11 protein-coding genes are annotated in these 15,272 nt (G+C 55.8%); 4 read left to right on the plus strand and 7 right to left on the minus strand.

Annotated features, from left to right (window positions below):
- Positions 1-5 precede the first annotated feature (5 nt).
- Both purH and DS901_RS00375 read right to left on the minus strand, forming a co-directional pair.
- A complete protein-coding gene (gene purH, locus DS901_RS00370) occupies positions 6-1,595 on the minus strand; it encodes a bifunctional phosphoribosylaminoimidazolecarboxamide formyltransferase/IMP cyclohydrolase (RefSeq protein ID WP_113774945.1) in 1,590 nt (529 codons plus the stop codon).
- Entirely contained in the window at positions 1,592-3,328 is a 1,737-nt protein-coding gene (locus tag DS901_RS00375; protein WP_309472518.1) for a heparinase II/III family protein, read from the minus strand. Before DS901_RS00375 ends, purH begins: the two co-directional genes overlap by 4 nt.
- Before the next feature lie 285 nt (positions 3,329-3,613).
- Between DS901_RS00375 and DS901_RS00380 the strand changes: the two genes are divergently transcribed.
- A complete protein-coding gene (locus DS901_RS00380) occupies positions 3,614-5,062 on the plus strand; it encodes an autotransporter outer membrane beta-barrel domain-containing protein (protein WP_113774946.1) in 1,449 nt (482 codons plus the stop codon).
- A gap of 190 nt (positions 5,063-5,252) precedes the next feature.
- On the opposite strand, the gene DS901_RS00385 is transcribed toward DS901_RS00380, so the two are convergent.
- Both DS901_RS00385 and DS901_RS00390 read right to left on the minus strand, forming a co-directional pair.
- Positions 5,253-5,789, minus strand: coding sequence for an NADPH-dependent FMN reductase (locus tag DS901_RS00385; RefSeq protein WP_113774947.1), 537 nt, complete (start codon positions 5,787-5,789; stop codon positions 5,253-5,255).
- Positions 5,786-7,054 carry an RsmB/NOP family class I SAM-dependent RNA methyltransferase gene (locus DS901_RS00390; protein WP_113774948.1) on the minus strand — a complete coding sequence of 423 codons (1,269 nt, stop codon included), beginning with the start codon at positions 7,052-7,054 and terminating at the stop codon, positions 5,786-5,788. The genes DS901_RS00385 and DS901_RS00390 overlap by 4 nt, the downstream gene beginning before the upstream one ends.
- Positions 7,055-7,122: 68 nt before the next feature.
- Here DS901_RS00390 and DS901_RS00395 point away from each other — a divergent pair, with 68 nt between their 5' ends.
- On the plus strand, positions 7,123-7,299 hold the full coding sequence (locus tag DS901_RS00395; protein ID WP_113774949.1) for a DUF1674 domain-containing protein: 177 nt from the start codon (positions 7,123-7,125) through the stop codon (positions 7,297-7,299).
- A 165-nt stretch (positions 7,300-7,464) separates the two neighbouring features.
- Entirely contained in the window at positions 7,465-8,583 is a 1,119-nt protein-coding gene (locus DS901_RS00400; RefSeq protein WP_113774950.1) for a polysaccharide biosynthesis/export family protein, read from the plus strand.
- A gap of 5 nt (positions 8,584-8,588) precedes the next feature.
- On the opposite strand, the gene DS901_RS00405 is transcribed toward DS901_RS00400, so the two are convergent.
- Positions 8,589-10,823 carry a calcium-binding protein gene (locus DS901_RS00405; protein WP_113774951.1) on the minus strand — a complete coding sequence of 745 codons (2,235 nt, stop codon included), beginning with the start codon at positions 10,821-10,823 and terminating at the stop codon, positions 8,589-8,591.
- A gap of 203 nt (positions 10,824-11,026) precedes the next feature.
- Between DS901_RS00405 and DS901_RS00410 the strand changes: the two genes are divergently transcribed.
- Positions 11,027-12,394, plus strand: coding sequence for a phosphomannomutase (locus DS901_RS00410; RefSeq protein WP_113774952.1), 1,368 nt, complete (start codon positions 11,027-11,029; stop codon positions 12,392-12,394).
- 157 nt (positions 12,395-12,551) lie between these two features.
- On the opposite strand, the gene galE is transcribed toward DS901_RS00410, so the two are convergent.
- On the minus strand, positions 12,552-13,571 hold the full coding sequence (gene galE / locus DS901_RS00415; RefSeq protein WP_113774953.1) for a UDP-glucose 4-epimerase GalE: 1,020 nt from the start codon (positions 13,569-13,571) through the stop codon (positions 12,552-12,554).
- A complete protein-coding gene (locus tag DS901_RS00420; RefSeq protein WP_113774954.1) occupies positions 13,571-15,175 on the minus strand; it encodes a M10 family metallopeptidase C-terminal domain-containing protein in 1,605 nt (534 codons plus the stop codon). Before DS901_RS00420 ends, galE begins: the two co-directional genes overlap by 1 nt.
- Positions 15,176-15,272: the final 97 nt, after the last annotated feature.

Here is a 15,272-nt window from a genome sequence, read left to right on the forward strand (position 1 = left end):
GCCCCTTAGTGTTTAAAGTGGCGCATGCCGGTGAAGACCATCGCGATTCCGGCCTCATCGGCTGCGGCGATAACTTCGTCGTCGCGCATAGAGCCACCCGGCTGAATCACACAGGTCGCACCGGCGGCGGCCGCTTCGAGCAGACCATCAGCGAATGGGAAGAATGCATCGGATGCCACGGCTGATCCGATAGTCAGCGGTTGTGGCAGGCCCATGGCTTCGGCCATGCGTTCTGATTTCTTTGCGGCAATCAACGCAGAGTCCAGACGTGACATTTGCCCAGCACCGACGCCAACTGTTGCCTTGTCTTTGACATAGACAATTGCGTTGGATTTGACGTGTTTCGCGACCTTCCATGCAAACAGCAGGTCGGCCATTTGATCATCTGTTGGGGCAACTTTGGTCACAACCTTCAGATCATCCATACCGACATAGCCGGTGTCTTTGTCCTGCACGAGCATCCCACCCGCAACCTGACGGTAAGTTGTGATTGGTGTGGTAACATCAGGCAGCGCATCTGTGGTCAAAAGGCGCAGGTTTTTCTTGGCCGCGAACACGGCTTTCGCCGCATCGGATGCGCCCGGCGCAATCACGACTTCGGTAAAAATCTCGACAATTGCCTTGGCGGTTTCTTCGTCCAAAGGCTGGTTCAATGCTACGATCCCGCCAAAGGCAGATGTGCGGTCACAGTTGAACGCGTTTTGATAGGCTTCAAGCAATGTTGCGCCACGCGCCACGCCACATGGGTTGGCATGTTTGATGATGGCAACCGCTGGGCTTTCGGCGGGGTCAAATTCCGCGACCAACTCAAACGCGGCGTCAGTGTCATTGATGTTGTTGTACGACAGCGCCTTGCCTTGGTGGACCGTTGCTGTCGCCACGCCGGGGCGGTCGGTGCCGTCGGTGTAGAACGCCGCAGACTGGTGGCTGTTTTCACCGTAGCGCATCGTCTGTTTGAACGTACCTGTGAACGACCGGCGGCGCGGTTCATTTTGGCCAATCGCATTTGCCATCCATGTGCTGACAGCAGTGTCATATGCGGCGGTGCGGGCATAGGCAGTTTGGGCAAGTTTTTGGCGCAACGCCATTGTGGTTTGACCGTCGTTCGCGTCAAGTTCGGCCAATACAGCGGCGTAATCTTCGACGTCGGTGACAACAGTCACAAAGGCGTGGTTTTTCGCGGCGGAGCGGATCATCGCAGGGCCGCCGATATCAATGTTTTCGATGCAGGCTGCGTAATCGCCGCCTTTGGCCACGGTTTCCTCAAACGGGTAAAGGTTCACAACCAGCAGATCGATTGGCCCAATATTATGTTCGACCATCGCGTCGCGGTGGCTATCCAAATCGCGGCGCGCCAAAAGGCCGCCATGCACAACCGGGTGCAGCGTTTTCACCCGACCGTCCATCATTTCCGGGAAACCTGTGACATCCGCGACATCACGTACTTCAAGCCCTGCGTCGCGCAAAGCGGCGGCTGATCCACCAGTGGATAGCAATTCGACGCCACGATCGGCAAGGGCGCGGGCCAGATCAACCAATCCGGTTTTGTCAGATACAGAAAGCAGCGCGCGGCGCAGTGGTGCAAGGTCGGTCATTCAAAGTCCCCAGGTGTATATTCCACATCGTCCGCAAGGTCGGTTTGGACAAGATCACGCACAGCCGTTGGCGTGTCTTGTGCCTTGGCCAATGACCAACGGACGCGTGTCGCATAGGACATTGCGCGCCCAGATAAAACCACTTGATGTGTGCCTATTGGCCTTAAACGGCCATTTTGCAGGTAAACCGAGGGCGCAATCGACAAATCCGCGACCCCATCGTGGCTAAACACCCATGTTTCGCCGGATTTAAGGGCGAGATAGATAGATTCCCCGTCCTGCGTGGCTGCGACATCAGGATGCAGGTGGAACCGAATATTATAGGGGATTCCATCGTCCCCGCGCGCGCTGTCAAACTGCGCGTTGTCTTGTTCATCAAGCGTGGCAAGCAAGTCTTCGCAGGTGAGTTGCCGCCCATCGATCGCTAGTTTTAGGATGCGGGCATGGGTTAGGCCATGGCTGGGTTGGTACCCATTTTGGGATACCTCGATCTGGCGAACGCCATCGGTTGTCGGGGCGTTAAACCGCACGGTGCTTGGGGTCTCTATCAGCCATTTGCCCTGTGGGTTCAGTTGTGAGGATGACAGCCCTTCGATCCCAAGTGTGGAATGGCTGGCGGTCGCACGGCTGGCCCGCCGCCATTCGCGGCCAAACCGGGCGCCGGATCCGCTGTTGACGATAATTGGACGGCGACCTGAGGTAAGTTCAAACCCGAGCGTGCTTGCATGCCCCTTTGCGGATGCGGCCCCGAAAGGCGGCGCCGCAGCATCGACGATCAGCGAAGTGCGTCCGCCCGTTTGTTTTGCAAACCCCATATGCAGCCCAGCATCCGGCGTCGCTCTGACCGCCGCATTTGCAAATGCTTGGTCCAACCGCCCTTCAAGGCCGGAACCGCCCCCGTGAAACCGGGTGAGGCTGCCATCACTATGGCGCAAGGCCCGCAGTGTGGGTACGATGCGCTCAATCGCCAAAGGAATTTCACGTGGAAGCTTCTGCTGTGTTTCGGTCAGCGATTGTACCGCCAAATTGAGTAGTACGAGGATTTCCAGCAATTCTTCTGGGTTACGTGTGGTGATCGCGCCACCGGGGCTGATTTCATCCATGCAAGCCTTTGCGAGTGCGTCGGCTGCCGGGCCGACATGATCCTTCATCTGTGTCAGCATCGACCCGGCATAGATCAGCCCGCTAAGCGCCTCGAACCGTGCCAATCCATGGGACATTGTATGCCAACGGTTGGCCAAAAATAGGGTCTGTTGCGCCAAAGTTAGCATAAATTGGTCAGCGACAGGGGTGTCTTGGCCGCGCAGAATAAACGGCCCGTGATTGATCCAACGTGTCAGGCGGCGACCCGCAATATCTGGCGTCCAGCCGTTGCCGCGTCCGTCGCCATAGCGTTTGATCCAGTCGTAAACCCAATCCTGTGTCCGGCTACGCGCCTTATCGTCGCCGACCGCTACCAGATCATCCACCCAGGCAGCGCCGTGAATTTCCTCCGCGATTTCGGGGTGTTTATCAGCGATATCCCAAATCGAAAGCCGCGGCGCTTCGATATACTGTCCTGAAAAGAGGAAATTGCCGGTAATCAACTGCCGTCCACGTCCGACAACGCCAATTGAACGCGGATCAGGTGTCGTTACAAAGCCAATAGGCAGATTGCGCCGCGCCGCCCTGCGCGCGTGCACCCGGTGCATAAATCTGGTCCGGCGATCCCGCCATGTGGTCGCGTTTGCCAATGCTACGCCGCCTTGGTTACTCGTACTTGGGGCACGATAGGAAATCATTGTAACCAAGTCACGAAAACTTCTGCGCTTGGGCGTGGTTTTGCCAAAGCGTCGGTCAATGGGCGCTGCGCGGACAAGGCTGCGTTTCTACTTTGGGGCGATGGTAGGGTGGAAAATACACTGTTGCCCTGTTGCACGGCGGCCAGTCAGGGTTTCAAAATATGTGATACTTTATTGAATGTTGCCCGATGGTTGGTAGATAATTCGCTTGTTGTCTAGTTAACGATTGGAAGAGATATGAAGATTTTCGACAAGGCTTCGATGCCTGAGTTTACGCGCGGCGTTCAAGCTACAAAGATTAGCAAAAAATTTGGGATGCTCGCGGCACCATTGTTGTTGGCCGCAACAGCGGCGCACGCGCAATCGGTGAGCATTCCGCAGGTTCACAGCACAGTCAGCGGCGGTTCTGCAATCACGACGCTCACTGGTTTGCCGACTGGAACCAATGGGGATGCCACGCTTGACCTGAGCCTCTTTGGCGATTTGGATTATGCTGGCGGCGGCTCAATTGTAGCAGAAACGCTGACCGTGTTTTTGGATGGTGTGAATGTCGGTGTGGTTGGCCCTACAGGAGATCAGTGTAATAATGCGGTAAACCAAAGCCTGATTGTTGATCAGGCCACGCTTGCGCCGCTCATTGCGGATGGCCAGCTCGACATCACTTTCCAAGGATCAAGCGAAGTAACTAGTGGATTGTGTGGGTCGTACAACGGTAGCCCTAGCGGTGTGAGCTTCGTTGTCAGCGGTACCATCACTTATGATGGCGTAACTGGCCCTGCGGCAGAGGAACAGATCGCAAGTTTCATGGAAAACCGCGCGCGTGCGCTCGTGCAAAACCAGCCCGACGTGGCGCGTTTTGTCGATGGCCGCGCTGGTGGACGTCTTAATGCAGATGTAACCCAAGGTGCAGGCAGCATTGATTTTGCCTCTGCGGCGCGTGGGCCTGTCTGGGCAACCCTGACCGGCAGCGCCACGGAATTTGAAGAAGGCAACGACCAAAGCTATTTCCTTGGGGCCGCTGGTGCGCATCTGTCGTTTGGCGAAAACACCATCGTTGGTGCCATGTTGCAAATGGATTGGGCAGAGCAGGATTTTTCTAACGGAGATAAAGCCGAGGGCAAAGGTTGGCTGGTCGGGCCGTATTTCGCCGCGCAAATTTCTGAACACCCGCTGTTTTTGGATGGGCGTCTGCTTTATGGTAAAACCGATAACGAATTCACACCCGATGGCGATGCAACTGACAGTTTTGACGGTGAACGTTGGTTGGCCATGCTGAACTTGCAAGGCCGTGTTGAAATGGAACATTTCACAATGTTCCCGATCATCTCTGCCAGTCATGTGCGCGATACGCAGGATGCCTATACGGACAGCAACAGTGTTGATATCGACTCTCAGGATATTGAACAAACCGAGGTTGCCCTTGGGGTGGACTTTGAAAAACCGATGCTTTCGCATGATTTGGTGCTCGTCGGGGGGCTGTCAGGCATCTGGTCGGATACCGTTGGTGATGCCGATTCGTCATCTGCCATTGGCAATTATAATGGCTGGCGTGGCCGGATCGATGCAGGCGTGAATTATTCCAATGGCGCTGGGTTGAATGCTGGGCTGAGTGCCTTTGTTGATGGTCTGGGCGAAGATGATTTGAAAACCGTCGGCCTAAGCTTGATGCTAGATTACCAGTTCTGATCCAACTGATTATGAACCGTTCAATTACCCGGGCGTCCGCAGACGTTCGGGTGATTTGTTTTTGGGCTATCTGATTTAATCGATCAGACGTGGCCAGCGGGAATATCATCAAGAAGGTTCGTGTGAACTTCGACGTGCGCGGGGTGCATTAAAAATATTCGATGCGACGATGGTGCCAAGTCATGCAAACTTATGAAGGTGCGCGCGGTTTTGCCAAGGCTGTGAACTCATTTAAGAATGTGGCCAAGTGGGCGGCGTTTTGAGGGTCTGACATAATATCCGCTACCTGCGTTGGGGTTTTTCCGATCAAAGAAAACCGAGCGAATATATCAGTTGAAAAGCCGCTACTAACAGTGGCAAGCACTATCCGTAATGCGTCTAGCATGTCGTCACCGCGATGGGATGCGTGCAAAATCGCCATTGGCTTTGCAATAATTGCGTCGCCAGAGACCAGCCAATCAATCGCGTTCTTCAATCCACCTGGCAGGCTGCGTACGTATTCAGGGCTTGCAAAGATGATCCCGTCGGCATCGACGGCTAGTCGTTTGAAATTTGTAATTGCTAACGGCGGCTGCGCATCTAAGTCAGTCGAAAAAACGGGCAACGTCGCCAATTGGTCATAGACGTTGACTGTGGTGGATGCGGGTGCAATCCTAGAGAGACCGCGCAGCAGAGCAGTATTTGTTGATTCTACCCGTGTACTGCCTGAGATCGCGAGGATATTCATACTGCTTTACGCAGCACAGCCATATAAAATCCATCCATTCCGCCCAAATCGGCGAAATAGTCGGGCCGCAGGCGAAGCCCGCCCTCGTCGCTGATCCATGTAGGGTCAATGCCGGGTGCAACGGGCCGTTCAACGCTAAGGTTCGGGTGACGCGAGAGCGCCTCTTCGATCTGCACTTCGCCTTCGTCGGGTAGCAGTGAGCAGGTGCAAAATACCAATCGCCCGCCGGGTTTAAGCAGGGTCAGCGCGTGATCAATCATGGTTTCTTGTTGGTCAATCAATGCGCCAAATTCAGAGCCGTCTTTGGCATAAGGCAGGTCAGGGTGCCGCCGGATTGTGCCTGTTGCCGAACAGGGTGCATCCAGAATGATCGCGTCAAAGCCATCTTCAGTGAATGCAAAGGCATCGCTGGTTACCGTGCGTGCCTTGAGACCGACGCGTGTCAGGTTTTCAGTGACCCTATCCATGCGCCGTGATGACAGGTCTACTGCAGTCACATCCGCGCCTGCGGCAGCCAGTTGCATGGCTTTGCCGCCCGGTGCGGCGCAGAGGTCCAATACCTTTAAGCCCGCGACATCGCCTAAAAGCTTGACCGGAACTGCGGCCGCTGCATCCTGCACCCACCAATCGCCAGCGTCGTAGCCGGGCAGGGTGGATACTTGGCCCGCGTTCATGATCCGCACTGATCCGGTGGCCAGCACCTGGCCACCCGTCGCATCGGCAACGGCCTGTGCATCGGCCTTGGGGCTCAGATCCAGCGGTGCGCCGCCAAAATGCGTGGCCTCCATCGCAACAACCGCGTCACGGCCCCATGCTGCAACCAAAGGCTGACGTAGCCAGCCCGGTGTCAGCGGTACTGCGCGTTTATGCCAGCCATCGGGGCCTTCGGCTGCGATTTTACGTAGCACCGCGTTGGTCAGCCCCTTCATCGATTGGGTGCGTTTGTTGCGGCCCACAATTTCAACATAAGCGTTCACAACGCCATGTGCTGCCTCACCACCGCACAGCTCAATCACACCAAGGCGCAGGGCATTCAGCACATGGTCAGGTGGCGTCTTTTTTAGATAGGGTTTCAGCATCCGATCTGCACGGTCCAAGCCGCGCAAGGCATCTGTGGCCAAGCGTTGCGCACGGGCGCGGTCGTCATTGGCAAGCTGTGCAAGTGCGCCGCCTGCGATCAACTCGGCCATCAGGCGACCTTCGGTCGTGATTTGCATCATCAAATGATGCGCGGTACGTCGGGCAGGCAGACCTGTTTGGTTCATTGGGTATCTCTTGATGCTGGGTGCAAGCGGGGTATATCAAAGCCATGCCGCCGACAAGGAGAGTTCAAATGTCCGACCAGCCTTCCGACCAAACAACCCCTGCCCAGCGCGCCCTTGCAGAGGCCGAAGCCCGCCGCAAAGCTGCTGGGAAAGACGGTTTGCCGACTGAGTTGGGTGGACGAGATGGGCCGGAGCCCGTGCGTTTTGGCGATTGGGAACGCAAAGGGATTGCAGTCGATTTCTAAGCGATGCAATCAGCGGGTAGCTTGTGTCGGGCGCGGTCGCGTTATGCGGCATTGCATCACTCTGCAATTTTCCATATTTTCTGCTCTGCTTTCATGAAGATTTCAGGTAGTCGTAAAGAAAATTGATGCCGCACGCGTAATTTGCGGCCGTCTGAGGGAGTAAGCATGCCGTTATTGATGCTGCGCATTGCCGTACTGGGATTATGTCTATTGACTGCTGGCTGTAGCCTGCCGCGCGGGGCTGGGTTTCAATCCGAAGTGTTGGCCGCATCCAACGCAGGCAACCGCGAAGAGGGCGAAGAAGCCGTCTATGATTTCGAAGTTGTCGCGGTCACCCGTGAAACATTGCCGGTGATCAATGCATGGCCTAATCGCGATGTGCAGTCTTTTCCTTGGATCGCGAGCCAAGAACAGCCTGCATCGCTGATTATCGCGCCGGGCGATACCGTTCAGCTAACAATATGGGACGCTGAAGAAAACTCGCTTTTGGCCGGGACTGGGCAGCGTGTCACACCATTGCAAGATACCAAAGTTGGTGCCAACGGGCGCATTTTTGTCCCTTACATCGGCGATATGCAGGTTTCCGGCATGTCGGAAATGACAGCGCGGGCGCGTATCGAAGAAGAGCTAAGCCGCACGATCCCATCGGCGCAGGTGCAACTGATCGTCCTTCCCGGCCGCGCGAACATGGCCAATCTGATGACAGGTTTTGGCGCGCCGGGGCTTTATGAACTGCCGGATCGGAACTTTAAGTTGCTGGAACTTTTGTCGCTTGCCGGGGGCGCTGACCCGTCGCTTCTGAACCCGCAGGTGCGGCTGATCCGCGCTGGGCGCACCTATGGCGTGTCGCTGAAACGGTTGATGGAAGAGCCCGCGCTGAACACGACTATGCGTGGCGGGGACCGCGTGATGATTATTGGTGACGACCGCAATTTTCTATCGCTTGGGGCAACCGGGTCTCAAGCCGTGCATCAAATTGCAGGCCAAGACATGACAGCGCTTGAGGCGATGGCGACGATCGGTGGGGTTAGTGCAGGTACGGCGAACCCTAAGGGCATTTTGATCATGCGTGAATATGATGCCGACGCAGTGCGCGAAGATATGACAGGCCCTGCGCAGGCTCGTGTGGTGTTTACGATGGATCTGACGTCAGCGGATGGGCTGTTTTCGGCGGGCAAATTTATCATCCAAGATGATGATTTGATCTATGGCACCGAAAGCGCGCTTGGGCCCGCTTTGACGGTCTTTAGTCTGGGACAAAATATCGCCTCACTGGTGAACTGACTCTCTTAGAAAAGACTGATGTCATCCGCGAGCGTGGTGGCATCAGTCACGTTTTCAATGGTCAATACATCGCCATCCCCAAAGTCGATGATCATTTGCGTTCCATTAAGCGTCCCATAGATCAGCAAAAGGTCGGCCGCAGATGTGAGCCCGGTCCAAAGACCCGCATCAAGCGTAATATGGTCTTCGCCTTGTGTGAAATCTGCGATCACATCGTTGCCGCTTTCAAAGATAAATTCATCCGCGCCAGCATCGCCATAAAGAATATCGTCACCTGCCCCGCCGCTGATCGTGTCATTCCCGTCACCGCCGCGCAGAACGTCTTGCCCGCTCCCACCAGAGATGGCGTCATCGCCTGCGCCGCCTAGCAGCATGTCAGCACCGGCATCGCCTTCCAAAACGTCATCACCTCCACGCCCCATAAGCGTGTCATCACTAGCACCGCCAGTTACGGTGTCGTTTCCACCTCCCGCCATAATCACGTCGCGCCCGTCACCGCCGTTGATCGTGTCATCCCCTGCTGTCCCTGTAATAAGGTCATCGGTTGCGGTGCCATCGGTGGGGCCGGGGCTGGATGCCCCATCAAATGCGTCACGCAGGTCGTCACTGTTTCCATCTGCGATCAACGCTGTGCCGGCCAATGGATCCATGACGCCGGTATCTATAACAGGGGGAGATGAGGGGGGCGGATCAGGTGGCGGGGTGGCGGGACCCGGGTAGCCTGGTGTCGCGCTATCTGGAATGCGGGTCAGCCCGATCAAATCAGCATTGGTGAATGCGCGATAGTCAATTGGGTTCCCATCATCACTATAGATCGTCAGCAGCTCATCGCCATATCTGATTTCGACACCGTTTGCGATAATGGTCATGGTCAGTTGGTTGATGTCACGCAGCATCGTCCAATTTGACAGATCAATAGTGTCTTCGCCCAAAGTGAAGTCGGTAATTGTGTCGTCCATGCCATCAGAAGAGAGGATAAATACATCCGCACCCGCCCCGCCGGTCATCGTATCGTTGCCATCGCCATCACGCAAAATGTCATCGCCAGCGCCGGCTAGCAGATCATCAGCGCCGTTGTGCCCTTGCAAAATATCAGCGCCGGCCGTGCCGGCAAGGATCCCGCCCGCAAGCGTGGCGGTGGTCGTGATCCCGGCAGCACCGATGTCATATCGCAATTTGGTTAGGCCAATTTCGCTACTGCTTGCGACATAAATATCAAGCCCATCGCCGGTTCCGGCCACTGCAATTGCGCTGATATCATCAAGCCCCATTGCGGTGGTGTCGGCGATATGCGCGCGCTTTACCAATTGCCCGCCTTCAAGCAATGTGAATACGGTGATACCGTCATCAGCCCCGCCCGCGATAACATATGTCTGCCCGTTGTGGGTTACGGTCTCTAGGGCTGTGATCCCGTCAAACCGGGTATCTAAGGTATCCAGCACATGGTCGCGGATAATCATCTGCCCGCTGGCGTCGATTTCCATCACGCTGATACTGCCGCTTCCGGCCGCGCCGAGTAATACATAATTTGTGCCTCCCACAAGCGCGGTCGCCATAACCGTAGGCGCAGATACCCAAAGGTTTTCGATGGTGCCAAGGTTTTGTGCCAAGGTCAACGCGCCCGTCGCATCGACCAACCAACTACTAATCCCGTTGTCCACACCACTTGCCGTCAGAAGCAGGTCTTGACCGCCAATATTGACTGCGGCCGTCGCCGATATCTGATCAACATAACTGCCCGGGGTCCCAGTCAATTGCGCATGTGTCGTCATGACACCAGTCGCGTCAAACGTGATTTGTCCTATTCCTGCGGCACCCGCGATGCCACCATAGGCGATCTGTGCCCCAGAACTCAGGGTGATCATCGTAATTTCCTGAAACCCGGAAAAGCTAACCCCGCCCAGCGCTGAGGTCCCATCAAAGGCCCCACCTGTATCAAGGGTTACGGTTTGCAAGGTGCCACCGGCGGCGCCCCCGCTTAGGATCGTGATGCCGCTACCTGTTTGTACGGCAGCTATCGTCGCTGTGTTGCCCGCAATATCCCCACCGTCGAGCGCGAAGCTGTCGATCAGCGACGGGACCGTCCCGGTAATATCCCATCCGTTCAAGAGCCCGTCGTATTGGGTTGTGCTGTAAAGCACCTGCACCCCATCTACTGTCATTAAGGACAGATCCGTGATGTGCGAATACGCGAACTCAGCCCCATTGCTGAGGTAAGTAACCAAAGTGATGTCTGACATGTGTGGTCCCCCCCCAGGACCAAAAAACAGTCGTCGATCTTTAGGGTCGTGGGAGGGCGAGGCAGTCACATGGTCGAAATGCGGCAGCATCATGGACCTTGCGTTGAAATTGGCTCAATAAATCAACGAATTTTATAGAGGTGCTACGGGTGTACCTGTGACGCAGGGGGCGGTAGAACGACCCAACGTGGAAGGTGAAAATCATGAGCACACCCAAATTTGGCACCAGCGGATTGCGCGGCCTTGTCACCGCACTGACACCGGATTGCGTTGGGCAACATGTCACGGCTTTCATCGCGTCTTGTCCGATCGGCACAGGGGTTTACATCGGTTACGATCTGCGCCCGTCCTCGCCCGATATTGCTGAAATGGTTTCCCTTGCGGCGATGGCGGCTGGGGTGCATGTGACTATGTGTGGCGCGGTGCCTACCCCGGCGCTGGCCTTGGGGGCGATGTCCGCGGACGCTGCGGCGGTGATGATCACGGGGAGCCATATTCCCGCGGATCGCAACGGGCTTAAATTCTATACGCCAGCTGGCGAAATCACAAAGGCGCATGAGCAAGCGATCCTTGCTGCACTGGGCAAGACGGTAACGGCCAATCCCGGCACCCTGTCCCAGAACGACCAAATCTGCGCCCAATATAACGCGCGCTATGTGGCCGCCTATGGGCAGGTGTTGCAGGGGATGCGGATCGGATTTTATGCACATAGTGCAGTGGGGCGTGATCAGCTTGCCGATTTGTTAACCGCGCTGGGCGCGGAAGTGGTGATGCTGGGTTGGTCCGATACATTTATTCCTGTTGATACCGAAGCCGTTTCACCTGCCTTACGCGCGCAATTGCGCAAATGGGCGTCAACGCAGGACTTGGCGGCGATCGTTTCTACCGATGGCGACGGGGACCGTCCGTTGGTGACCGATGCCGGGGGGGGCGTGGTCTCAGGCGATATTCTGGGTCAGATAGTGGCGCAGGCCCTAGGGGCAGAAATGGCGGTGACTCCGGTGTCGTCGAATACGGGTGTTGATCAAATCCTTTCGGTGCGGCGCACCAAGATTGGGTCACCATATGTGATTGCCGGAATGGAAGCATGCGAAGGCAAAATCGTTGGCTATGAGGCAAACGGCGGATTCCTTTTGGGGTTTTGTGCGCAGGGACCGAACGGGTCATTGCCGCCATTGATGACCCGCGATGCCGTTTTGCCCATGCTTGGGGTGCTTTCCGCAGCACGTCAGCGCAGTGTCGCAGAACTGGTCGCCGATCAGCCGGCTCGGTTCACTGCTGCAGATCGCTTGCGGAATGTCGCGACAGATAAGACGCAAGCGCTGGTGCATAAGCTTTCCGAAACGCAAGAAGCGCGCGCCGCGTTTTTGCGGTGTTTCGAGGGGCAGGAAGCCGCCATTGATCAAACTGATGGGCTACGGATAACTTTGCAAGATAGTCGCATAGTCCACCTACGGCCGTCGGACAACGCCCCTGAATTGCGGCTTTATGTCGAGGCAGATCGCGCCGAAGCCGCGCAAGAGATGCTGCGGGTCGGGCTTGCTGACATCTCGCGCCGACTTGAAGTGTAATATATGGCCAAATTCACAAAATTCTTGGTGTATTGTGACAAAATGCACAGACTTTAGCACCTAAAAGCTTAGAAATCGGCGTCAGGGCAAGGTTCTTGTGATTTGGTTAATGATTTGTCTAAGGGCTTCTCGTGTGATTTTCACCGGGAAGCCTTTGTCATTTTTGGGGATCGTACCCGTTTGGATTCGCGGATTGCCACGCCCATGTGCTTGCCGCCATGTCGTTGAGATCATGTTCAGCCCGCCATCCGAGTTCCGCCGCCGCACGTGAGGCATCCGCCTGCATGGCTGCGATATCTCCGGCACGGCGCGGGGCTTGGACTGTTGCGATTTTCTGGCCGCAGGCACTCTCAAAAGCCGCAACCATATCGCGCACACTATAGCTTTGCCCGGTGCCGATGTTGAACGGGCGCGCGCCGGGTGTTTTGATGGCATAACCCAGCGCTGCGACATGTGCGCGGGCCAGATCAACCACATGGATATAGTCGCGCAACCCCGTACCATCGGGTGTGTCGTAATCATCGCCAAACACGGTAAGCGCCGGACGTTTTCCGACGGCGACCTGCGCGATGTATGGCATCAAATTGTTGGGAATATCTTTGGGGTCTTCGCCGATCTTTGACGAATGATGTGCGCCGACCGGGTTAAAATACCGCAATAGCACGGCGGCGGCACCCTGTGTCGCGTGCGCCCAGCCTGTTAGGATGTTTTCAGCCATCAGCTTTGACTGGCCGTATACGGACATTGGCGCGGTTGGGTGGGCTTCGTCGTAGGGCAGATAGACAGGTTCGCCGTAAACTGTGGCCGACGAGGAAAAGATGATCGTGCGACAACCTACGCGATCCATCGCGCGCAGGAGGGCCAGCGTACCGCCCACGTTCACATCGTAGTACAACAGCGGCTTTGCTTCGCTTTCGCCAACCGCCTTCAGGCCAGCAAAATGGATCACCGCATCCGGGCGGAAATCTTGCATCACTTGATCAAGCATTGCGGGGTCGCGGACATCGCCCGTGTAGTCTGTCACTGTGCCGTTCGATAGGACGCGCACCCGGTTCAAAACCTCGGGCGTGGCATTAGAGTAATCATCAAGAACACAAACCTCATGGCCTTGGGCCATGAGCTCGAGCAATGTATGGCTACCGATATAGCCTGCGCCACCGGTAACCAGAACACGCATTAGAAGATAAAGTCGTTTGCCACGTCTACAGACGTCGTGCCCGTCAGCAAAATAGCCATATCGTCGGTGCCATCACCATTACTGTCGATCAAGACAGTTGTGTTGCCACTAGATGTGTTCAGCGTGACTTCGGCACTGGTGATCCCAAATGCTGACAGGTCGATTGTATTGGAACCGTTTTCAAAATCAACAATCGTATCACCATTCCCGACAAAGCTGTCAGACATCGCATTAAAGACGAATGTATCTGCGCCGGCACCGCCCGTTAGTGTATCCGCACCCATGCCGCCAATGATCGTGTCGGCACCTGCGTCGCCATTGATATCGTCGTCGCCACGCCCACCATACAGTGTGTCGTCGTCGCCGCCGCCAGAGATGTTGTCGTCGCCACTGCCGCCAAAGATCGTGTCAACACCCGACCCGCCGTCCAAGTCGTCAAACCCGCTGCCACCATAAATGGTATTGTTACCGCTGGACACAGTGGCATCATCACTGCCTGAATCCCCGTAGAGCGTATCATCATCGCTACCGCCGTCCAGATCGTCGTCGCCAGTGCCGCCTACCAATTCATCGTTGCCACCGTTACCGGTTAGCTCGTTATCAGCGCCATTTCCGATCAACGTATCGTCGCCTGATCCACCGATCGCGTTCTCGATGACTGCGCCGTTCGCAATGGTATAGCCACCCGCAACCCCGTCAGCCCCAGAAATGTACCCGCCGCCGCCTTCGGCGTAGATCAAAGTTGCTTCGCGCAGATCGATTGTGACGTCTTTTGTGCCCGAGTAGCTGATTGTGTCTTCGCCGCCCGTATCCCAAATTGAAATCCAAGCATCATCATTGTCCGGGATTTCATAGACGTTATCGCCGCTATTGTAGGTCGTGTTGGCGCCGTAAATTTCTTGCAAAATCGCAATGTCGAGCGCCATGGGCGTGGCAGAGTTCCCCTCGTTTAGCCCTGCAGGGGTAGTATACAGCCCATCATTGTAGGACATGATCGTATAGATGCCCTGATTGAGGTCGTAGTCGCCGTATTCGCCAAATGGAGACGCACCCTCTACAAGCCCGTTCAGAATGCTATCGCCGTCATGCGGGTGCGCAAGGCCCAGCCCGTGCAGCGCTTCGTGAATGATTGTTGAATAGCCTAGTCCGCCAGCTTCAAGCCCGCCGTCTTCATTCCAGCCAAGACCATTACTATTGAATGCTCCCATGACCGAAGAGTTATCGCCTGCGTAGCTCGGTAAGTAGAAATAACCAAGAGCGCCGCTGCTTGAGAATTCGTTGTCATCAAGGACGACTTGGAAGTCAGCGTCAGGGTCGCTTGATTCTTCAAAGGTCACATCGATGTAGTTAGAGATCGTAGCGACAGCCTTCATGAACTGCTCTATCTCTTCGTCGCTCCATCCTTCGGATTCCATCTCGTCCGAGCCAGAAGTGTCATAGATTTCGTCGGCCGCGTTCGCATCGTCCCCGTCTTGCACAAAGTAAATCGTGACGACGTTATCGCCGCGGTAGGTGCCGGAATCGAGTGTTGAGGCTGGGCAGTCTGCAGAAAGACCAGAAACTGATTCAGTTGTATCGGCGAGGGCTTGGCAAACTTCACACAAGGGACAATTTCTCCTAAGAAATAAACGTCTAAATAGTTGCGATGCTTTTAAACACCAGAATTGCGGCAAAAATTAGCACGGTTGGCAACTTGCGTTC

Origin of the sequence: Loktanella sp. D2R18 (assembly GCF_003318235.1) — a bacterium.
Classification (GTDB): domain Bacteria; phylum Pseudomonadota; class Alphaproteobacteria; order Rhodobacterales; family Rhodobacteraceae; genus Yoonia.

Coding starts and splice junctions, on each gene's coding strand:
- purH (WP_113774945.1), bottom strand. CDS start 1,595: ATGACCGACCTTGCACCACTGCGCCGCGCGCTGCTTTCTGTATCTGAC.
- DS901_RS00380 (WP_113774946.1), top strand. CDS start 3,614: ATGAAGATTTTCGACAAGGCTTCGATGCCTGAGTTTACGCGCGGCGTT.
- DS901_RS00385 (WP_113774947.1), bottom strand. CDS start 5,789: ATGAATATCCTCGCGATCTCAGGCAGTACACGGGTAGAATCAACAAAT.
- DS901_RS00390 (WP_113774948.1), bottom strand. CDS start 7,054: ATGAACCAAACAGGTCTGCCTGCCCGACGTACCGCGCATCATTTGATG.
- DS901_RS00395 (WP_113774949.1), top strand. CDS start 7,123: ATGTCCGACCAGCCTTCCGACCAAACAACCCCTGCCCAGCGCGCCCTT.
- DS901_RS00400 (WP_113774950.1), top strand. CDS start 7,465: ATGCCGTTATTGATGCTGCGCATTGCCGTACTGGGATTATGTCTATTG.
- DS901_RS00405 (WP_113774951.1), bottom strand. CDS start 10,823: ATGTCAGACATCACTTTGGTTACTTACCTCAGCAATGGGGCTGAGTTC.
- DS901_RS00410 (WP_113774952.1), top strand. CDS start 11,027: ATGAGCACACCCAAATTTGGCACCAGCGGATTGCGCGGCCTTGTCACC.
- galE (WP_113774953.1), bottom strand. CDS start 13,571: ATGCGTGTTCTGGTTACCGGTGGCGCAGGCTATATCGGTAGCCATACA.